The organism is Rhodospirillales bacterium, assembly GCA_018666775.1.
Taxonomy (GTDB): domain Bacteria; phylum Pseudomonadota; class Alphaproteobacteria; order SMXQ01; family SMXQ01; genus JABIXC01.
In genome coordinates this window covers 1-20,112 of record JABIXC010000018.1, presented here as the reverse complement: position 1 = coordinate 20,112, position 20,112 = coordinate 1, and the positions used below count along the sequence as shown (strand labels likewise).

General features: G+C 54.1%; 17 protein-coding genes and 1 tRNA gene. 16 read left to right on the top strand and 2 right to left on the bottom strand.

The window, feature by feature from the left end; translation table 11 throughout:
- The first annotated feature begins 81 nt into the window (after positions 1–81).
- From ybgF to HOJ08_11080, 12 genes are all read left to right on the top strand, one after another.
- Positions 82–1,122 (top strand): tol-pal system protein YbgF, encoded by a 1,041-nt coding sequence (gene ybgF, locus HOJ08_11135; protein MBT5673981.1) that lies wholly within the window; start codon positions 82–84, stop codon positions 1,120–1,122.
- 35 nt (positions 1,123–1,157) lie between these two features.
- Positions 1,158–2,624 carry a tRNA lysidine(34) synthetase TilS gene (gene tilS / locus HOJ08_11130; GenBank protein MBT5673980.1) on the top strand — a complete coding sequence of 489 codons (1,467 nt, stop codon included), beginning with the start codon at positions 1,158–1,160 and terminating at the stop codon, positions 2,622–2,624.
- 179 nt (positions 2,625–2,803) lie between these two features.
- Positions 2,804–4,741: an ATP-dependent metallopeptidase FtsH/Yme1/Tma family protein gene (locus HOJ08_11125; protein ID MBT5673979.1), complete on the top strand. Its 1,938-nt coding sequence runs from the start codon at positions 2,804–2,806 to the stop codon at positions 4,739–4,741.
- A gap of 128 nt (positions 4,742–4,869) precedes the next feature.
- Positions 4,870–5,901: a dihydropteroate synthase gene (gene folP, locus HOJ08_11120; protein MBT5673978.1), complete on the top strand. Its 1,032-nt coding sequence runs from the start codon at positions 4,870–4,872 to the stop codon at positions 5,899–5,901.
- Positions 5,902–5,979: 78 nt separating this feature from the next.
- On the top strand, positions 5,980–7,332 hold the full coding sequence (locus HOJ08_11115; protein ID MBT5673977.1) for a phosphoglucosamine mutase: 1,353 nt from the start codon (positions 5,980–5,982) through the stop codon (positions 7,330–7,332).
- A gap of 24 nt (positions 7,333–7,356) precedes the next feature.
- Complete coding sequence (gene thiD, locus HOJ08_11110) at positions 7,357–8,166, top strand: bifunctional hydroxymethylpyrimidine kinase/phosphomethylpyrimidine kinase (GenBank protein ID MBT5673976.1); 810 nt, start codon at positions 7,357–7,359, stop codon at positions 8,164–8,166.
- 147 nt (positions 8,167–8,313) lie between these two features.
- On the top strand, positions 8,314–9,471 hold the full coding sequence (locus HOJ08_11105; protein MBT5673975.1) for a phosphoserine transaminase: 1,158 nt from the start codon (positions 8,314–8,316) through the stop codon (positions 9,469–9,471).
- Positions 9,472–9,522: 51 nt separating this feature from the next.
- Positions 9,523–11,100 (top strand): phosphoglycerate dehydrogenase, encoded by a 1,578-nt coding sequence (locus tag HOJ08_11100; protein MBT5673974.1) that lies wholly within the window; start codon positions 9,523–9,525, stop codon positions 11,098–11,100.
- Between the two features lie 100 nt (positions 11,101–11,200).
- Positions 11,201–12,388, top strand: coding sequence for an ATP phosphoribosyltransferase regulatory subunit (locus HOJ08_11095; GenBank protein ID MBT5673973.1), 1,188 nt, complete (start codon positions 11,201–11,203; stop codon positions 12,386–12,388).
- Positions 12,389–12,409: 21 nt separating this feature from the next.
- The gene (locus HOJ08_11090) at positions 12,410–13,702 is read left to right on the top strand and encodes an adenylosuccinate synthase (protein ID MBT5673972.1); all 1,293 of its coding nucleotides are present in this window, start codon (positions 12,410–12,412) and stop codon (positions 13,700–13,702) included.
- A 140-nt stretch (positions 13,703–13,842) separates the two neighbouring features.
- Positions 13,843–15,873: a hypothetical protein gene (locus HOJ08_11085; protein MBT5673971.1), complete on the top strand. Its 2,031-nt coding sequence runs from the start codon at positions 13,843–13,845 to the stop codon at positions 15,871–15,873.
- Positions 15,873–16,436 carry a hypothetical protein gene (locus HOJ08_11080; GenBank protein ID MBT5673970.1) on the top strand — a complete coding sequence of 188 codons (564 nt, stop codon included), beginning with the start codon at positions 15,873–15,875 and terminating at the stop codon, positions 16,434–16,436. Before HOJ08_11085 ends, HOJ08_11080 begins: the two co-directional genes overlap by 1 nt.
- Before the next feature lie 15 nt (positions 16,437–16,451).
- Here HOJ08_11080 and rpoH read toward each other — a convergent pair whose 3' ends face one another.
- Together rpoH and HOJ08_11070 are read right to left on the bottom strand one after the other, a co-directional pair.
- Positions 16,452–17,372, bottom strand: coding sequence for an RNA polymerase sigma factor RpoH (rpoH, locus tag HOJ08_11075; protein ID MBT5673969.1), 921 nt, complete (start codon positions 17,370–17,372; stop codon positions 16,452–16,454).
- A 68-nt stretch (positions 17,373–17,440) separates the two neighbouring features.
- Positions 17,441–18,400 carry an RluA family pseudouridine synthase gene (locus HOJ08_11070; GenBank protein ID MBT5673968.1) on the bottom strand — a complete coding sequence of 320 codons (960 nt, stop codon included), beginning with the start codon at positions 18,398–18,400 and terminating at the stop codon, positions 17,441–17,443.
- A gap of 52 nt (positions 18,401–18,452) precedes the next feature.
- On the opposite strand from HOJ08_11070, the gene HOJ08_11065 reads away from it, so the two are divergent.
- The 4 genes from HOJ08_11065 to HOJ08_11050 all read left to right on the top strand — a co-directional run.
- A complete protein-coding gene (locus HOJ08_11065; GenBank protein ID MBT5673967.1) occupies positions 18,453–18,773 on the top strand; it encodes a hypothetical protein in 321 nt (106 codons plus the stop codon).
- Positions 18,773–19,192, top strand: coding sequence for a M67 family metallopeptidase (locus HOJ08_11060; GenBank protein MBT5673966.1), 420 nt, complete (start codon positions 18,773–18,775; stop codon positions 19,190–19,192). Before HOJ08_11065 ends, HOJ08_11060 begins: the two co-directional genes overlap by 1 nt.
- 52 nt (positions 19,193–19,244) lie before the next feature.
- A tRNA-Glu gene (locus HOJ08_11055) sits at positions 19,245–19,320 on the top strand.
- A 646-nt stretch (positions 19,321–19,966) separates the two neighbouring features.
- On the top strand, positions 19,967–20,112 hold a 146-nt coding region (locus HOJ08_11050), incomplete at its 3' end, for an IS3 family transposase (GenBank protein MBT5673965.1).

Sequence of the window (20,112 nt, the reverse complement as noted above, 5' to 3'; positions counted from 1 at the left end):
CCACCGATCCTGCGCATTGAATGCGTGCCGGGATTGGCGGGCGCCTTATTTTTGTCTAGAATTTAGCCGATGATTTTGTTCATGACAGGTTTTGATCAGAAATTTAAGTTCCGCACCGCCTTTCGGGCTCTTGTTCCCGCTGTGGTGCTTTCTGGCATCATTTTGATGAACAGTGTTGCCTTTGGGCAATCGCTGACACAAAAGGTTTCAAGGCCCGAACTGCAATCTCTGATCAACAAGATTGAGCGTCTCCAACGTGAGATGACCACCGTTCAGCAGCAAGTCTACCGCAGCCGCAGTGGTGGTGGCAGCAGCGGTAGTGCGGCAAAGTCGGCCCCGATTGGCCCGATTGGCCAAGCTGGCCCGAGTGATGGTGGCCTGGCAGCGACCATGCAGGTGCGTTTGGATGAAATAGAAACCCAGATGCGCGGCTTTACAGGAAAAATTGAAGAGCTGAACCATGCTGTCGATGGCATCAACGCTCAAATGAAAAAGCTGGTTTCCGATATGGAATTCAGGATCAAGGCGCTGGAAACGCGTCTTGCGGGGCCGGGTACCAACGGGGCAACGCCGTCCGCATCGGCGGCCCCGCCCCAGATGACGCCATCGCCATCACAGCCTGGAATTCTTGGAACCATTCCGCTCAAGGATTTGAACGCTTCTGGGGCACCAGGAAAAGCAGCCGTTCAACCAACAAAGACCGTGGCTGTGTCTGCGGCAGAAATTTTGCCCAAAGGGACAGCGGAAGAACAATACAAACATGCCACAGGGCTTCTTTTCCAGACCGATTATGTCAATGCTGAGCGGGCTTTGTCCGCATTTGTGGTTGTCCATCCCAAGCACAAACTGGCAGGCAATGCCCAATATTGGCTGGGTGAAACCCATTACGTGCGCAAAAATTATCGGGGGGCGGCACAGGTTTTCGCTGAGGGGTATCAAAAATATCCCAATAGCGCAAAAAGTGCGGATAACCTTTTGAAGCTGGGCATGTCGCTGGCGGCAATGGGAAAAAAGAAAAGTGCCTGTGCAACCTTTAAAAGGCTGGCTAAAGAATTTTCCAAAGCAGCCAAGCGCATTAAGGCCCGGGTCGGCAAACAGCGCAAGAAACTGCGCTGTCGTTAACCCGAAGGCGCCAGTCTCGATAAAGGGAATAGGGTATGTGCGCATCTAATTCATTCCTGCCCACATCGATTGAAAAATTTTCGAAGGCTGCTTTGATCCGATCTTTTGACCGGGCCATGAAACAGATGGGGCCATATGAACCGTGTCCCCATATTGGCGTGGCGGTTTCAGGGGGTGGCGATAGCATGGCGCTTGTCTTACTGGCGGACCGTTGGGCGCGGGTCCACGGTGGGCGTGTGAGCGCCTTGACGGTGGATCACGGGTTGCGCAAAGAGTCGCGCAAAGAGGCATTGACCGTTCGCCGGTGGCTGAAGCGGCGCGGGATCAACCATCACATTCTGACATGGACCAAAGAAGCGCGCGACATTGGCGCAGGTGTTGCGGGGGGATCAAACCTTCAGGCACGCGCCCGGGATGCCCGCTATGGGTTGATGGAAAACTGGTGCCTTAACAAAAGTGTTTTGCATCTTTTGCTGGGTCATCATCGCGATGATCAAGCGGAAACCTTTCTCATGCGCTTGTCCCGGGGCAGTGGTCTTTTTGGGCTGGCGGCCATGGCATCGGTTACAGAGAAACCTGCTCATCGGTTGCTTCGCCCCCTTCTGGATTGCAATCGCGTTCATTTAGAATTGTTTCTAAAGCGCGAAAAACAAATCTGGGTCGAAGACCCTTCAAACAAAGATACCAAATACACACGGGTACGGATTCGGGAAAAGATGCCTGAATTTGCCAAACTAGGCTTGGATGCCGCGCGCATTGCAAAGACGGCGGGTGTCTTGGGTCAGGATCGCAAGGTTTTAGAAGAAACGGTCGCTGGGGTGTTGGCTGTGGCGGCACGCCCCGATCCTGCGGGGTTTGTGCGTTTTGATGCCTCTAGCGTTATGGCGGCGCCAAAGGCGGTGGGGATCAGGGCGCTGGTTCGTCTGCTGGCCATGGTGGGTGGTGGGGTTTATCCCCCACGCCAATCGGGCCTTGATCGTCTCTACGAAGAAATTGCCAGTTCACGAAGGGGTGCATCCTTTAAGGCCCGGACCCTTGCTGGATGTCGCATTCTGGCCGAGCATCAGGGACAAGGACAAGGCGGATCGCTGCTTGTGTGCCGGGAAGCCCGTGCCCAGGAAGATGATTTGTGCATCACGGGGCCTTCGAAAATTCATTGGGATGGCCGGTTTTTGTTGCGGTTTGGTGAAAGTCAGGGCGTTCAAAAACAGGGCGCGCAGGGGAACAAATCCAGAAAAATGCGGTTGTTGCTTGGCCCCCTTGGGCGTGATGGCTGGACAGAAATCAAACACACCCCACACGCCACTATGCGGTCCCTCCCCGATGTCGTGCGACAGACGTTGCCGGCTGTTTTTGATCAAAAAGGCGTGCTGGAGGTGCCCCATTTAGGCTACAGACGGGCGGGGCCGGGAAATTCGCCCCTTCGGGTGCTTGAAATTTCCCCGTTTTCTGCCATTGCGCTGGCCGGCCCCGCTTTTGGCGTGCTGGAGACGCTATCTTGATAAAACCCCTTGTTTGGGGTGCATGGGATCACCACGTTTAAATCTGTATCTAAGCCTGTATTGCTTTGGAATGGTTTTAATGTGAATGTGTTGGCTTGATCGCATTAACAGGTTAGAAGTCCCTGTTGAGATAGACTGTTAATGATGATTGTCATCGATTTTTATGAGGGTTTGAGCGCGTGAATCAATTTGGTCGTAATCTGGCACTGTGGGTCATCATCGGACTTTTGCTGATTGCCGTTTTTAACCTGTTCCAGACTCCGGGTAATAAGGAAGCGGAAAGCAGGTTGGCATTTTCTGATTTTGTGATCGAAGTTGACCGTGGTCAGATCGCCGATGTCACCATCCAGGGACAGACCATCAATGGCCACTTTTCTGATGGCCGCGCTTTTTCGACCTATTCCCCCCAAGATCCATCCTTGGTGACCCGTTTGACCAAGCAGGGTGTGCGCATTACGGCTGCCCCGGTTGAAGAACGCACTCCGTCACTTCTGGGGATTTTGTTGTCATGGTTCCCGATGCTGTTGCTGGTGGGGGTGTGGATTTTCTTCATGCGCCAGATGCAATCTGGCAGTGGCCGTGCCATGGGCTTCGGAAAATCCAAAGCGCGGCTTCTGAGCGAAAAGCTGGTGCGGGTTACCTTTGAAGACGTTGCGGGCATTGATGAAGCCAAGCAAGGATTAGAAGAAGTGGTGGACTTTCTCCGCGACCCACAAAAATTCCAGCGCCTTGGCGGCAAATTGCCCAAGGGTGTGTTGCTGGTTGGCCCCCCGGGAACAGGTAAGACGCTTTTGGCCCGTGCGATTGCCGGTGAAGCCAATGTGCCGTTTTTTACCATATCGGGTTCTGATTTTGTTGAAATGTTCGTTGGTGTTGGCGCATCGCGGGTGCGTGACATGTTTGAACAGGGCAAGAAAAATGCCCCATGCATTATCTTCATCGATGAAATCGATGCCGTTGGTCGCCATCGTGGTGCCGGACTGGGCGGGGGCAATGATGAACGCGAACAGACCCTCAATCAGTTGCTGGTTGAAATGGATGGCTTTGAGGCCAATGAAGGCGTGATCTTGATTGCCGCGACCAACCGTCCCGATGTTCTTGATCCGGCCCTCCTTCGCCCCGGCCGCTTTGATCGCCAGGTAACGGTGCCCAACCCGGATGTGTTGGGGCGTGAAAAAATTCTTAAAGTCCATATGAAGAAAGTGCCCTTGGCACCCGATGCCGATGCCAAGGTAATTGCCCGTGGCACCCCCGGTTTCTCCGGTGCGGACCTTGCCAATCTGGTCAATGAAGCGGCCTTGCTGGCAGCACGCAAAGGCCTGCGTATGGTGACCATGGCCACGTTAGAAGAGTCCAAAGACAAGGTGATGATGGGCGCAGAACGCCGTTCTATGGTCATGAGCGAGGAAGAGCGCAAACTGACCGCCTACCATGAAGCAGGCCACGCATTGGTGGCCATGCACGTGCCAAAGCATGACCCCTTGCACAAGGTGACGATCGTTCCCAGAGGGCGCGCATTGGGGCTTACCATGGCGCTGCCGGAGAAAGACCGGTATGGCTATGCCAAACTGGAGCTTAGCTCAAAGATTGCCATGATGTTTGGTGGCCGTGCAGCGGAAGAAATGGTATTTGGCCCTGAAAATGTGACCACCGGTGCAGGTGATGATATTCGTCAAGCCACCAATCTGGCCCGGCGTATGGTGACCGAATGGGGCATGAGCGATAAGCTTGGGCCATTACGGTATTCACCAAACGAAGAAGAAGTGTTTCTGGGCCATTCGGTGACCCAACACAAGACCGTCTCTGATGCCACCAACCAGCTCATCGATGAAGAAATTCGTTCTATTGCCGAACAGGGTGAAACAGCGGCAAAGAACATTCTGGCCGATTATGAAAGCGAACTTCATGCCATTGCCACGGGGCTTTTGGAATTTGAAACCCTTTCTGGCGATGACATTAAAATCATCATGGATGGCGGCACCATTGTTCGTGAACCCGATGATTCATCCGATGACGGGGAAACGCGTTCTTCGGTCCCCAGTTCCGGCCCAAAAGACAAGCCTAAGGATGCGCCCGGCGGTCACGGCATTGATCCTGAACCCCAACCAGAGGGTTAAGGGATAATGGCGGTTTCTGATCCAGGGCGGCTGTAGCGGTCGTCGTTTCCGTGAGCAATCTTTCTTCTCTTCCCAATATTGCCGATGGAGATGCATCCGGCCTTTACCTGCGCCCCTTATGCGGCGCCATGTCTCATGACGCCATGGCCGCGACCATCGGCGGCGCTTGGGCCGGCTTTGATTCTATCGAAGTTGTTTTGCGCAAAGGCCCGGTTGTCAGCACGGCGCAATGTTCGGTTGCCGATTTGCATATTTGGGCAGCGGCGCAGGTTTTGGTGGTGAAAGACCATGTGGAAAACCTGTTCGCACGGATTACTGATCCCCGGACGCCCTTTGCAGGCATTGATCTTTCCAGCCCCCGCATCATGGGGGTTTTGAATGTTACCCCGGACAGTTTTTCCGATGGCGGCGATTTTGCGACCCCCCCCTTGGCCATTGCCCGGGGCCGTGATTTGGCAAATAGCGGCGCTGTCATTCTTGATATTGGGGGGGAATCAACGCGGCCGGGTTCAGATATGGTGGATGAAAGCGAAGAAATGCGCCGCATTATCCCGGTGTTTGAAGCCCTGAAAGGGGTGGAACCAGGGGCGGTGCTTTCTGTGGATTCCCGAAAGGCATCGGTTATGGAAGCGGCCTTGAAGGCGGGTGCGGCCATCATCAATGATATTTCTGCACTGGATAATGACGGGGATTCCCTGAAAGTCGCGGCCCGCAATGGGTGCCATGTGGTTTTGATGCATTGCCGGGGTGAGCCCAAAACCATGCAGGCGGCGCCTGCTTACGATCATCCGGTTACAGAAATTTATGATTATCTGGAAACCCGCATCAATGCCTGTGAAGCGGCGGGCATTGATCGTTCGCGCATTGCCATTGATCCCGGCATCGGGTTTGGCAAAGCGTTGGAACACAACCTTTCTATCATGTCGAACCTGTCGCTGTTCCATGGTCTTGGCTGTCCAATTTTAATTGGTGTTTCGCGTAAAAGCTTTATTGGTCATATCACCGGCGAAAAAAATCCCAAGGCCCGGTTGACCGGGTCGATTGCGGCCATGATTTCAGGGCTTGCCCAGGGGGTGCAAATGTTGCGGGTCCATGATGTTGCCGCCACCCATCAGGCCATAGCGGTCTGGCAGGCGATTAATCAAAATAAAGATGCATAGTGGATTTTCGCGTCGGGCTTTCATCACGCCGCAAAGGTCATTAGACTGATATCAGCATCGTTTCAGGGTAAGGGGATCATGAACCCACGCAAATTTTTTGGCACCGACGGCATTCGGGGCACCGCAAACACAAAACCTATGACGGCCGAAATTGCGCTGTCTGTTGGCATGGCTGCGGGGTTGCAATTTGTCTCTGGCGATCACCGCCACAAGGTTTTGATTGGCAAGGACACGCGATTGTCCGGCTATATGCTGGAACCGGCACTGACGGCTGGGTTTGTTTCAGTGGGGATGGATGTGGTTCTGGTTGGCCCCGTGCCAACACCGGCAGTGGCCATGCTAACCCGCTCGTTGCGTGCCGATCTTGGGGTTATGATTTCCGCGTCGCATAATTCATTCGAAGACAATGGCATCAAATTATTTGGCCCCGATGGGTTTAAACTTTCTGATGATGTCGAGCGTCAGATCGAGGCGGCAATGGAAAATGGCATGGAGGCCGGTCTTGTGGCCCCCGCCAAACTGGGCCGGGCCATGCGCCTTGATGATGCGGTTGGGCGTTACATGGAATTCGTCAAGGCCAGCTTTCCAAAAGCCCTGCGTCTGGATGGCCTGAAGGTGGTTGTCGATTGCGCCCATGGTGCGGGCTACAAGGTGGCCCCGACGGTGCTTTATGAATTGGGCGCAGAAGTGATCCCCATTGGGGTCGCGCCCGATGGGTTCAACATCAATCAAGGCTGCGGTTCCACCGCCCCCGATGCCATGTGCCGCGCAGTGGTTGAACATCATGCCGATTTGGGGCTGGCCCTTGATGGGGATGCAGACCGCGTTATTATGGCCGATGAAAAAGGCCATGTGGTTGATGGGGATCAGTTGATTGGGGTGGTTGCCAAATCCTTTCAGGAACAAGGCCGCCTTGATGGCGGTAATGTGATCACCACGGTCATGTCCAACATCGGGTTGGAAGAATACCTTGAAAGCCTTGGCCTTGGCCTATTGCGGACCCAGGTTGGGGATCGTTATGTGGTCGAAAAAATGCGCGCCGATAACTGTAATCTTGGCGGCGAACAATCTGGCCATATTGTTGTTGGCGATATGGCAACAACCGGTGATGGGCTGATGGCTGCGCTGCAGGTTTTGGCCGTGGTTGCATCTTCAAAAACCCCCGCATCAGATGTGTTGCGCCCGTTTGAGCCAAAGCCACAATTGTTGAAAAATGTTCGGGCGCAAAGCGATGTCCTGTCAAAGGACGCGGTCAAAAAAGAAATTGCCGCAGCCGAGGCCAAATTGAAGGGCAGGGGCCGGCTTTTAATTCGTGAATCGGGCACCGAACCTTTGGTTCGCGTCATGGCCGAAGGTGCCGATGAAGCTCTGATTGGCGAGGTTGTGGATGGTGTGATCGCCGCCATTTCTGATGCCGCTGCTGAGACCTGAACCCATTCCAAATGTTGTGAGGCAATGATGGTGTCCCGCGTGCTTATTGTTGCAGGTTCAGATTCGGGTGGTGGTGCGGGCATTCAGGCCGACATCAAAACGGTGATCGCCCTTGGTGGGTATAGCGCAACGGCGATTACGGCGTTGACCGCGCAGAACTCATTAGGGGTTTCGGCCATTGAAGCCGTGTCGCCGGCCTTTATCGCCAGCCAGATGCAGGCGGTGTTATCCGACATTGGTGCCGATATTATCAAGACGGGCATGTTGGGCGATGGGGATGCCATCAATGCCGTTGTGGACGTTCTGGATCAAGATGCAGCGGATACCCCCTTGATTGTGGACCCGGTGATGGTTGCCAAGGGCGGCGCTTCATTGTTGGGTGAAGACGCAAAATCTGTGCTGAAAGAAAACCTGTTGCCCCGTGCTTTTCTGGTGACCCCTAATTTGCCTGAGGCAGAAGCCTTGTTGGGGTGCGATATCACCGGCATCGATGCCATGGAAGATGCCGCCCGGGCCATTTTGGCCCTTGGCCCGAACGCTGTGCTTTTGAAGGGGGGCCATTTGCCCGGTGATGAAATCGTGGATGTTTTAGTTAATTCCGATGGGGTAACCCGGTTTGATGGGAAACGCATCAACACCCCCCATACCCATGGCACAGGCTGCACCCTGGCATCGGCCATTGCCACCAGTTTGGCCCAGGGGATGGGGCTGGTTCCGGCTGTCAGCCGCGCCCGGTCCTATGTTTTGAAGGCCATTGCCACGGCCCCGGGGCTGGGTTCTGGTCACGGGCCGCTCAATCATGGCCATGGAATCACGCCGTTTCAGGCTGATTAACCCCCAAATCCGGGCTTCCCGGCCTGTGCATGGCTGCCATGAGGCAATAGGTGCCGGATTTTATTGACCTTGAAGTGAAAATCCTTAGTATCCGCGGCGGGCCACACCTCCCCAACGGGGTGCAACTATTCTGGAAGGAATAGCGACATGAAGCCGCAAATCCGGCCGGGAAACCCGAATTTTTCATCGGGACCCTGCACAAAACATCCCTCTTGGACTCTCGAAAATTTAAACGATGCCTGCCTTGGACGGTCCCACCGTTCAGCACTGGGTAAGGCGAAACTCGCTGACGTGATCACGCGTTCGCGCGATATCCTTGGCATTCCTGACGATTGGCGCATTGGCATTGTCCCGGCATCTGATACCGGTGCCTTTGAAATGGCCATGTGGTCCATGCTGGGCGCGCGTGGCGTTGATGCTTTCTTTTGGGAAAGTTTTGGTGCTGGCTGGGTGACGGATATCGAAAAGCAGTTGAAGCTTGAAGATTTTCGCAAATTTAACGCAGGCTACGGTGAAGTCCCTGATTTCTCTCAGGCTGATCCCAAACGGGATGCGATCTTTACCTGGAACGGGACAACATCCGGTGCCCGGGTCGAAAATGGCGACTGGATCGCTGATGACCGTGAAGGGCTGACGTTCTGTGATGCAACATCGGCGGTCTTTGCTATGGATTTGCCATGGCAGAAACTGGATGTGGTGACCTGGTCGTGGCAAAAAGTTATGGGCGGCGAAGGCCAGCATGGCATGATCGTGCTCAGCCCCCGCGCCGTTGAACGCCTTGAAAATTACACCCCCGCCTGGCCCTTGCCGAAAATTTTCCGCATGACGTCCGGTGGAAAATTGATTGAGGGTATTTTCAGAGGCGAAACCATCAACACACCATCAATGCTGTGTGTTGAAGATGCGCTGGATGGCCTGAAATGGGGCGAAAGTGTGGGCGGCCTTACAGGCCTGGTGAAACGCGCCGAAGGCAATCTGGCAACCATTGAAGAATGGGTAAGCCGCACAGATTGGGTGGATTTTCTGGTGGCCGATCCGGCCATTCGATCCTGCACATCGGTATGTTTGAAGGTTGTCGCACCCTGGTTTGAAGCGCTGGACGATGATGCCAAGGCAGCAGCGCCCAAGCGTATGGTGAAACTTCTGGAAGCAGAAGGCGCTGCCTTTGACATAGACGGCTATCGTGATGCCCCTCCGGGATTGCGCATTTGGGCCGGGGCAACGGTGGAACAGGCCGATCTTGAGGCACTGCTCCCATGGCTCGATTGGGCCGCTGAAACCGTGGCTGCCGAGCTCGCCAGTTAAGTCTGGTATCACCGTCTGTTTTTATCATTTCTCCTTTAAAAGGATATTGTTATGCCTAAAGTTCTTATTTCTGACGAACTGTCCCAAGAAGCCGTAGCCATTTTTAAAGAGCGCGGCGTCGAGGTTGATTTCATAACCGGTATGTCGCCTGAAGAATTGATCGCCTGCATTGGTGATTATGATGGGCTTGCCGTGCGTTCCGCAACCAAGGTAACCCCGGCTGTTTTAGTTGCTGCTGTCAATTTGAAAGTGATTGGCCGCGCAGGTATCGGCGTTGATAACATTGATGTGGCCGAGGCAACGGCGCGCGGTGTCATTGTCATGAACACCCCCTTTGGTAATTCCATCACTACCGCAGAACATGCCATTGCCATGATGTTTGCGCTGGCCCGCGATATTCCAGAAGCCAATGCGTCGACCCAGGCGGGGAAATGGGAAAAGAACCGCTTTATGGGGGTTGAACTGACCGCGAAAACGCTGGGGATTGTCGGTTGTGGCAATATCGGCTCCATCGTTGCCGAACGGGGTCTTGGTCTCAAGATGAAGGTTGTTGCTTATGACCCGTATCTGACCGAAGAACGGGCAAAGGATTTAGGCGTCGAAAAAGTAGAGCTTGATGATCTGTTTGCCCGGGCTGATTTTATCACCCTGCACACACCGCTGACCGATGCGACACGTGGCATTATCAATGCAGATGCGATTGCCAAAATGAAAAAGGGTGTGCGCGTTATCAATTGCGCCCGTGGCGATCTGGTGGTTGAAGCCGACATGGTCAATGCCTTGAAAGAAGGGCAAGTAGGGGGTGCAGCCTTTGATGTGTTCCCAACGGAACCCGCCAAGGAAAGCCCCTATTTTGGTTTGGAAAACGTGGTTTGCACACCGCATTTGGGCGCTGCTACTTCGGAGGCTCAGGAAAATGTCGCCCTTCAGGTGGCCGAACAAATTTCAGATTTCCTGATGACCGGTGCCGTGACCAATGCTCTGAATATGCCATCGGTTTCTGCCGAAGACGCGCCAAAGCTTAAACCCTATATGAAGCTGGTCGAAGACATTGGCGGGTTCGTTGGGCAATTGGCCAAAGACGGATTCACCAGCGTGACCATTGATTATGATGGCCATGTTGCCGATCTGAACACCCGGCCCTTAACGGCGATCGTCTTAAAGGGATTGTTATCCCCCTTGATGGATTCGGTGAATATGGTCAATGCCCCCGTTATCGCGCGCGACCGTGATATCGATGTCAGTGAAGTCAGCCACGAACGCAGCGGCGATTATCAAACGTTGGTGCGGGTTTCTGTGGAAACCAAGGATGGCACCCGGTCGGTTTCCGGTACTGTCTTTGGCGATGACAAGCCCCGGGTTGTGGCCGTGAATGGCATCCCGTTGGAAGCAGAACTTGGCGCCAATGTCTTGTTTGTCACCAATGAGGACAAGCCGGGATTCATTGGTAATTTGGGCAGAACCCTGGGTGAGGCGGGCATTAATATCGCTACCTTCGACCTTGGCCGGATTGAGGCTGGCAACGCTGCTGTGGCACTGATTAACACCGATGAGCCCGTCGATGAGGGGACCCTGGAAAAGGTACGATCCCTTCCCAATGTGGTTCAGGCCGAAAGCCTGCATCTGTAAATGACGATTTAGGGGTAAATGCGTTGCCGAAGGGGGCTAAACCGGGTAGTAAACCGGTAGCGACCAGCCCATAATACGCCTTCAAAAAAAGACCTGTGCGATGAATGATAAACCTTCCAAAGGCCTGCTGCCGCCCGGCATGAACGATATCTTGCCGCCCGATGCTGCATTTGAAACCGCCACTGTGGAACGCCTGCTTTCGGTGTTCCGTGGTGCTGGTTACGAACAGGTGAAGCCACCCTTGTTGGAATTTGAAGACAGTCTTCTGGGCGGTGCCGGTGCGGCCATGACCCAGCAGACCTTTCGGCTGATGGACCCTGCATCCCATGCCATGCTGGGCTTGCGGGCCGATATGACCCTGCAGGTTGCCCGCATTGCCACCACGCGTCTGGATCACGAACCCCGCCCTTTAAGGCTGTGTTATGCAGGCCAGGTCCTGCAGGTTTCCGGCAGTCAGATGCGGCCAGAACGTCAGGTCGGTCAGGCCGGGATAGAACTGATTGGTTCTGACCTGCCCCGGGCTGATGCGGAAGCCATTATTTTGGCTTATGAAGCCCTTGCCTGCCTTGGGGTCAGCAAAGTTTCTATTGATCTGAACTTGCCCACCTTGGTGACGGCGGTGATCGAAGATTTGGGGCTTGATGACGATGTCGCAGCCCTTGCCCGCGCCGCCCTTGCCCGCAAGGATGCAGGGGCCATTGCGGCCCTTGGTGCCGGGGTGTCAGACGTATTGGGATCGTTGCTAAAAGCTGCGGGCCCTGCAGATTCTGCCCTGGCAGCCCTTGGTAAATTAAAACTGCCCAAAAGTGCCATGGCGGCGTGTGATCGTCTTGGGGAAGTGGTTGCCCTTGTTCGCAAGGATATTCCTGAAATTCGGTTGACCATAGACCCCGTTGAAAACCGGGGATTTGAATATCACACCGGTGTTGCGTTTGTTTTGTTTGGCATTGGGGTCAGGGGTGAACTTGGCCGTGGTGGGCGATACCTTGCAGGCGGCGGTTCAAATGGCACGACCTTTGGTGTTGGCATATCTGGGAATGGGGGAGAACCTGCAACCGGGTTCACGCTGTTTATGGATACCGTGTTGCGCGCCGTGCCGCCGATGGATCAGCCCCGCCGGGTTTATGTGCCTGTGGATGAGACCGCGGAACTTCGCCGCGCATTGCAGGGCGATGGCTGGATTGTTGTTGTTGGTCTTGAAGCCGTGAAGGATACCGGGGCGGAAGGGTTGCGCCTTGGCTGCAGCCATGAACTGATTGATGGCAAACCTGAAGTTATTAAAGATTAAAGCTAGAATTGAGGGAATAAAATGGCAAATGTAGCCGTGGTCGGCGCCCAGTGGGGGGATGAAGGCAAGGGCAAGATCGTCGATTGGCTGTCGGAACGCGCCGATGTTGTGGTGCGTTTTCAAGGTGGCCATAACGCGGGCCATACCCTGGTGATTGATGGCAAGACCTACAAGCTCAGCCTGTTGCCATCGGGCATTGTGCGCCCGGGCAAGCTTTCGGTGATTGGCAACGGTGTGGTTGTCGATCCCTGGGCATTGCTTTCAGAAATTGAAACCTTGCGATCCCAGGGCGTGGAAATTTCCCCAAAAGGGCTGGTTCTGGCCGACAATGCCGCATTGATTTTGCCCCTTCACAGCCATCTTGATGCGGCTCTGGAAGAAGCCAAGGGCAAGAACAAGATCGGCACAACGGGCCGTGGCATTGGCCCGGCTTACGAAGACAAGGTTGGTCGCCGTGCCGTCAGGGTCTGTGATCTTGCGGACCGGGAAAGCCTGGAAATGCGTTTGGACCAGCTTTTATTTCATCACAATGCACTGTTGCGTGGCCTTGGTGCAGAAGAAGTCGCCAAGGCGGAACTTCTGGACGGCCTTCTTGAGATTGCGCCTAAAATTCTGCCCTATGTTGGCCGGGTCTGGGAACGTCTTGATGATGCACGGCGTGCCGGCAAACGCATTCTGTTTGAAGGCGCCCAAGGCGCGATGCTGGATGTGGACCATGGGACCTATCCGTTCGTCACCTCATCAAACACATTAGCAGGACAGGCGGCCTCTGGCGCGGGCATTGGCCCCGGGGCCATTGATTACGTTCTGGGCATTACCAAGGCCTATACCACCCGCGTGGGGTCTGGCCCGTTCCCGACAGAACAGGATAATCAGGTTGGCGAAACCCTTGGAGAGCGGGGCCACGAATTTGGCACGGTCACCGGGCGCAAACGGCGCTGTGGCTGGTTTGATGCGGTCATGGTTCGCCAAGCCATTAAAACCGGTGGCATCAGTGGCATCGCCTTGACCAAACTGGATGTTTTGGATGGGTTTGATGAACTCCAGGTTTGTACCGGCTATCAATATGAAGGCCAAAAACTTGATTATTTCCCCTCAACCGTTTCGGGGCAGGCGGGTGTGGAACCGATCTTTGAGCGGTTGGAAGGGTGGACAACCAGCACCTGTGGGGCCCGTTCCTGGGCGGAATTGCCTGCAACGGCAGTCAAATATGTGCGCCGTATCGAGGAATTGATCGAAGCACCAGTGGCGATGTTATCGACAAGTCCCGAGCGAGAAGACTCAATCTTGGTGCATGACCCCTTCGCAGATTAATGAAAACCCATCTGAACCCCCTGAAAACTAACTAAAATTGTATGTTTTAGGGGCTTTTGTCGGGGTGTTGTTAACCAACCTTTACCTATTTGAGACCTAAATTATGCCTTGAAAATAACTATTTTCAGGTAAATCTAGGCATGTCCAGTCCGGCACCTCTTGCGGTTCTTCAAGACGAAGGCGAACCCGTTATGTTGAACAACAAGTTCGGCATATGGCCAGACGCGCCATTGCCCTTGTTGTCTTCGCCCAATGCCGAAGCCTTCGTTGCCAAAAGCAAGGTCAACCAGGCTCACAATCTTTTTGCGCTGGCATGCGATCCTGAAATTCAGCCAAGAATATCTGCTTTGGAACAATTTAAGGAATTGCCGATCTTGGGCAACATGCGCTTGCTGGATTGGGGCGTGGTGCCATGGACGGAAACCGGGGATTATCGGTTCGTTGTTATTTATGAACGTCCTTTGGGACAACGGCTGGTTACTGACCTTGATGGGGAATATCCCGATATTGGTGAAGAGGCGCTTATGGCGCGAATCATCGCACCCATCTGTGGTGTTTTAAAAGAGTTCGACAAATACAAGATTGCCCACCGCAATATCCGTCCCACCAATTTATTTTTTCGCGCAAACGATGATGACGGGGCTGAGGTTCTTCTTGGGGAAAACACCACAACCCCGCCGGGATATGATCAGCCGCCAGCATTTGAAACAATTGAATCCCTTCAGGCCCACCCAATGGGGCGCAAAGAAGGGGGGTTTGCAGAAGATGTTTATGCCCTTGGGGTAACCGCGCTTTCGCTGTACAAAAAAATAGATCCAGCAAAAGGCCGAAGTGCCGAAGCCCTGCTTGCGGAAAAACTGGCTCGGGGCTCCTTTGCCACGCTGGTTGCGGGCATTCAGCTTCCGGTGACCCTGCGCGAGGCATTGCGCGGCATGCTGGAAGACGACCCGGACAAACGCTGGACACTGGAAGACCTGATTTCGTGGACCGATGACCGGCGCCTTGCCAATCGGCCGATCCCCGCTTCGGATAAAGCGCAAAATGCATACCGTTTTATGGGTAAAGCCTATCACCAGCCACAGATGCTGGCCCAGGCCATGACATGGAATTGGGGCAAGGTGCTTTTCAAAAACAAAGGCCATGAAATTCTGGCTTGGTCGCGGCGGTCGTTGGGGGACGAAGTCATCAGCAATAATATTTTCAATGCGGTGGAATCAAGCCAGCGCGATGGCATTGAGGCTGCGAATAATCCCTTGCGCACAGCACGGCTGTGTATGGCGCTCGATCATAACGCGCCCATTCGTTACAAGGGCATTGCGACCCACCTGGAAGGCCTTGGCCCGATGCTTGCCGGGCACTTTAACGACAATGAAAAACGCCAGGAAATGAGCGAACTTCTCTTGGGTGAATTGCCCGGGTTTCGGGCCAAAATTATGTATAACAGCGAGGGCGAAGGCCCGGGCATTATGCGGTATTTCACCCGGTTTGTTCGCCACCTGAAACAAAAGGGGGCGGGTTTCGGGATGGAGCGTTGTCTCTATGATTTGAACCCCGCCCAGTATTGCCGTTCTCCGATGATTGCCAGCCATAAAGCAATGGATGTTAAAGGCCTGCTCTTGTCTTTGGAGGCAAAGGCTGTAAGCAAACAAAGTCAGATGCCATTCGACGGCCACATTGCGGCATTTTTGGCATCGCACCTAAAGACAAACGTCCAGATGTTTATCGATGCATCGATTGATGAAGGTAACCAAGAGCGATCCATCCTTGGCAAACTGGGTCTATTGGCAACGGCTCAGAAAGAAAGCGGTTTGCCGTCGTTACCCAGGTTGACAAAGTGGGTCGGACTTCACTTGGCCCCGGCCACAGCAAGCTTTCGCCATCGCATGTGGCGCGAACGGGTAGAGCGGGAATTGCCTAACATCATCGCCACGGGGAACCTGATAGAGGTGTATCGCTATCTTGCCAATGGCGAGGCCCGTCAGCTTGATCGTCAGGGGTTTGCCGAGGCAGTGGCTGAATACAACCAGCTTTCGGCGGAAATTGTGTTTAACAAAAACCTGAGTAACGTTGATCCAGAAATTGTTATCGTCCATGGCCACAAATTGGCCGCAGGGTTAAGCGTCTTGATCGCAATTGGCGCGATTGCTTTCGCCGTCATGATGAAGGTTTGATGATGGCCATTGAAGCAAGACAACCTAAAAAGAATCAAGGTGCAGCGGCATTGGCAAAGGCCATTGCAGCGCAGAAACCAAAGGCCCCCCCACAAAAAAAATCAGGCGGTGGCTCGGTTCAGATCATGGTTGCCGTAATTTTTGTGCTGGGCATGCTGCTCGCATTGCCCACCATGCTGGTGGTGACAATTGGCCTGTTGCCCACGCTGGTGGCAATGGTCGTGGACGTGCGACCGGGGCGGAATGCGGCCCAGTCCGTTGGGGCACTTAACATTGCCGGGGTCACCCCATTTCTGGTTACCCTGTGGGCGGGGCCGAACGACATTGTTTCGGCGATGAAAATCCTGACCGATACGTTTGCGTGGCTGGTTATTTATTCTGCGGCTGGCGGGGGCTGGCTGCTCTATTTGGGAATGCCGACGGTGTCTGGCATCTTTATGCAAGTGACAGCCAAGCATAAAATCACCAATCTACAGGCCCGGCAAAAAGAATTAATCAATGAATGGGGCGAAGAAGTGGATCGCGGCAAAGTTCTTGCAAATGAAAGTGGCGCGCTTTTATAGGGGGAAGCTGTCGCCTCAGTCTTCTGTTTCCAGCCTGTTATCAACTACCGCATTGCGAATGGCCTTTTGCAGCTTTTCAAACGCACGTACCTCAATCTGGCGTACCCGTTCACGTGAAATACCGTAATGCCGGCTCAGGTCTTCCAGGGTTGTTGGGTCTTCTTTCAGACGGCGTTCCGCAATGATGTGGCGTTCGCGTTCGTTCAGGCCTTCCATGGCCTCGCTTAGAAGCTGGCCGCGAATGTTTGATTCTTCATGTTCGCCCAGAATAACTTCCTGGCTATCGGTGTCATCGACCAGCCAATCTTGCCATTCTCCCCCTTCACCATCTTTGCGCAATGGCGCGTTCAGGGAATTATCAGGCCCCGCCATGCGCCGGTTCATTTGAATGACATCGTCTTCGGTGACATCCAGACGCGCCGCAATTTGTTCGACTTTTTCCGGGGGCAAATCGCCTTCTTCCAGCGCCTTCATCTGACCCTTGAGCTTGCGCAGGTTAAAAAACAGCTTTTTCTGGGCCGCCGTGGTGCCCATCTTTACCAAAGACCATGATCGCAGGACATATTCCTGAATGGCCGCCCGGATCCACCACATGGCGTAAGTAGACAGCCGGAATCCGCGTTCCGGGTCAAACCGTTTGACCGCCTGCATCATGCCGACATTGCCCTCAGAAATAAGTTCGCCCAAAGGCAAGCCATAGCCGCGATAGCCCATGGCAATTTTGGCGACAAGGCGCAGATGGCTGGTGACCAATTGATGGGCCGCTTCCACGTCATTTTCTTCCCGCCAGCGTTTGGCCAGGGTGTATTCCTCTTTCTTTTCCAGCATGGGAAACTTGCGTATCTCTTGCAGATAACGCGACAGGTTTCCCTCTGGGGAAAGGACTGGAATATTGACCGGAAGATTGCCCGGAAGATTAGGGGTGGCTTGCGCCATTGCATGTGCCTCCGAAAAAATTCAGGACCGGATTATACCATACTAATTTAGTCGTCTATGAAAAAATACTACATAGCCTCTAATTTAGCCAATAAGTCATTGAAATATGGCGTAAGTGGGGCTTCGAACCGCAGCTTTTCACCACTTGTGGGGTGCACAAACCCCAAAAGATAGGCATGCAGGGCCTGATAGGGGGCCGATGGCAGGGTCGGGTTATTCTTTCTGCCCCCATACAGCGGGTCGCCCACGACACTATGGCCGATGGAGCTCATATGGACCCTGATCTGGTGGGTGCGCCCGGTTTCAAGGCGACATTCCACAAGGCAGGCCTTGGTCCCCACCACCCGAAGCACCTTGTAATGGGTGGCGGCAAACCGTCCGCCGTGTTTCAAAAGCGCCATTTTTTTGCGGTTTCGGGGGCTGCGTCCGATGTTGCCTTCAATCCGGCCTTCCATGGTTTGGGGCAGGCCCCAGACCAGCCCCTGATAGGCCCGCTCCATGGTTCGTTCCAGAAACTGGGCCACAAGGCCGGCATGGGCGGCATCGTTTTTGGCCACCACCATGACGCCAGAGGTATCTTTGTCCAGACGGTGGACAATGCCCGGCCGCTTGACACCGCCGATCCCGGAAAGGGAATCGCCACAATGATAAATCAGGGCGTTGACCAAGGTGCCATCGTGATTGCCAGCAGCGGGATGCACGACCATCCCGGCCGTTTTGTTGATCACGACCAGGTCCTTGTCTTCGTACAAGATATCCAGCGGGATATCTTGGCCGATGGGCTCGGCGGCTGCCGCTTCGGGGACGCTCACCAGATAGATTTGGCCCGGTTTGACCGGGGCCGATGGGTCGACTATCGTCTCGCCATCGGTGCTAACGGCACCACTGGTGATCAGTGCCTTGATACGAGAGCGCGATAATTCGTCAATTTGCGCAGCTAAATAGGCATCTATTCGCCCCGAATCTTCTTCGGCGGCAGTGACGGTGTGCAGGTCAGTATTTTGGCTTTGATCAGTTGGATTTTTCATGGGCGGAGAATGGACACAAAACATGGCAGGGCTCAAGTCTTTGGTTGCAGGAATGGCAGTTTTGATCGTGGTCGCCATCAGTGTTTTGGCGATCCTGATGGTGCAACGCGCCGGCATTTTGGCCGAAACGCCCCCTGAAACCCCTATTCAGAGCCTCTCTCAGGCCCAGACGAACCCGCCCGAAGGCTTTTCACTGCCCGAACATATTCTTTTGCCCGAAGGCTCCAAAGTTCTCGAATCCGCCCTTGATGGCAATCAGGTATTGCTGCGCATGGGATTTCCCAATGGCGGCCAAAGGCTGATGATTGTTGAGATGGAAACCGGCAACATTGTCCATGTCAGGGATTTAAAATTTACAGGACCAAACCGGTGATCCTGATTCTGGCCCCCGAACTTTTGGCCAACGTGCGTGATGCGGCATCCGCATCTTATGGCGAAGAATGCTGCGGGCTTTTGCTGGGGCACCTGGATGGTGACACCGCCAAAGTCACAGCGGTGATGGCGGCAGAAAACGTGGCGCCAGAAAAAACCCGGAATTTTGAAATAGACCCGGCCATTTTATTTGCGGCCCACAAATCTGCCCGCGATGGTGGGGCTGGCATTATTGGCAATTACCATTCCCACCCCAACGGCTTGGCCCGCCCCTCAAAAACCGATGGCGCGCGCGCCTTTGAAGACAATCATTTCTGGCTAATCGTGCCCATCGATGATGGCGGCGTTGGCGATGCCAAAGCCTTTTACCATCGATCCGGTGCCTTTGAAGAGGCAACCCTGGAAGTGGCGAATGGATAGGATATTTGCCTTGATAACCCCGCCCCGGATCGCTAGATATCCATCCTGCCTCGTCCCCTTCGTCTAGAGGCCTAGGACACCGCCCTCTCACGGCGGCAACAGGGGTTCGAATCCCCTAGGGGACGCCAATCTTTATTGTGTATCATAACTATATGTAATTATTATATAAAATGATACAGCCTAATTACCTTCCACCCACGTTTCCCACCCACGTTTTCCACCCACGCATAAGATTGAGATGAAGCTTGTTGGCTGTAGAGTGGGTGCCGCAGACATGGTGGGCACAGATGTAATGCCTACCGGTGGCTTCGCAAGCACCCTCACATGCCCCTAGGAGTCCCTCAGGTGATTCAGGAGAGTCATCTCGGTCCCTGGGGTGGCAGAGACTCAGGAAGGGGAGATGACTCTGTATGACTCTCCTGGGAATCCCTGAGGCCATTGTAGATGTGTAGGAACCTCATAGGATCAAGGTGGGGACTAATAAGACTTCTAACTGGCTTTTTAAAAGCGCTTCAGGAAACACCCCGGCCCCCTAGGAGGGGACCCAAGATGTCACTGCTTCGGTGGGACTAACTAGGTTATGCTAGCCACTAAATCACCAAGGGAGGCAGCCATGGCGTACTGGTGGGTAAACCAAGCTCAAACTTGGAAGCATGAAATTGCTGGTGGCTACATGTGGTCACCGAATGTCTAACGTCAGCGCCTATGGGACAGATTAGGGGTATTGCATAAGAGAGGGTTTCTGGCTCATCGTAGTGACCGAAGGGAACGAAGATGAGACAGAAATCGCAGACAAGACAGACGGGTGCAGCCAAGGCGATCAAGGATGTTCGCCGCGCTACGCGTAAGCAGTATTCGGCGGAAGAGAAGATCCGCATTGTGCTGGACGGATTGCGTGGTGAAGAAACCATCGCCGAGCT

Bases quoted from the DNA above. Each gene is read 5' to 3' on its own strand.
- HOJ08_11090 (MBT5673972.1), top strand. From the start codon at position 12,410: ATGGCAAATGTAGCCGTGGTCGGCGCCCAGTGGGGGGATGAAGGCAAG.
- rpoH (MBT5673969.1), bottom strand. From the start codon at position 17,372: ATGGCGCAAGCCACCCCTAATCTTCCGGGCAATCTTCCGGTCAATATT.
- HOJ08_11070 (MBT5673968.1), bottom strand. From the start codon at position 18,400: ATGAAAAATCCAACTGATCAAAGCCAAAATACTGACCTGCACACCGTC.
- HOJ08_11065 (MBT5673967.1), top strand. From the start codon at position 18,453: ATGGCAGTTTTGATCGTGGTCGCCATCAGTGTTTTGGCGATCCTGATG.
- HOJ08_11095 (MBT5673973.1), top strand. From the start codon at position 11,201: ATGAATGATAAACCTTCCAAAGGCCTGCTGCCGCCCGGCATGAACGAT.
- HOJ08_11085 (MBT5673971.1), top strand. From the start codon at position 13,843: ATGTCCAGTCCGGCACCTCTTGCGGTTCTTCAAGACGAAGGCGAACCC.
- folP (MBT5673978.1), top strand. From the start codon at position 4,870: ATGTCTCATGACGCCATGGCCGCGACCATCGGCGGCGCTTGGGCCGGC.
- thiD (MBT5673976.1), top strand. From the start codon at position 7,357: ATGATGGTGTCCCGCGTGCTTATTGTTGCAGGTTCAGATTCGGGTGGT.
- HOJ08_11100 (MBT5673974.1), top strand. From the start codon at position 9,523: ATGCCTAAAGTTCTTATTTCTGACGAACTGTCCCAAGAAGCCGTAGCC.
- ybgF (MBT5673981.1), top strand. From the start codon at position 82: ATGACAGGTTTTGATCAGAAATTTAAGTTCCGCACCGCCTTTCGGGCT.
- HOJ08_11080 (MBT5673970.1), top strand. From the start codon at position 15,873: ATGATGGCCATTGAAGCAAGACAACCTAAAAAGAATCAAGGTGCAGCG.
- HOJ08_11105 (MBT5673975.1), top strand. From the start codon at position 8,314: ATGAAGCCGCAAATCCGGCCGGGAAACCCGAATTTTTCATCGGGACCC.
- HOJ08_11115 (MBT5673977.1), top strand. From the start codon at position 5,980: ATGAACCCACGCAAATTTTTTGGCACCGACGGCATTCGGGGCACCGCA.
- tilS (MBT5673980.1), top strand. From the start codon at position 1,158: ATGTGCGCATCTAATTCATTCCTGCCCACATCGATTGAAAAATTTTCG.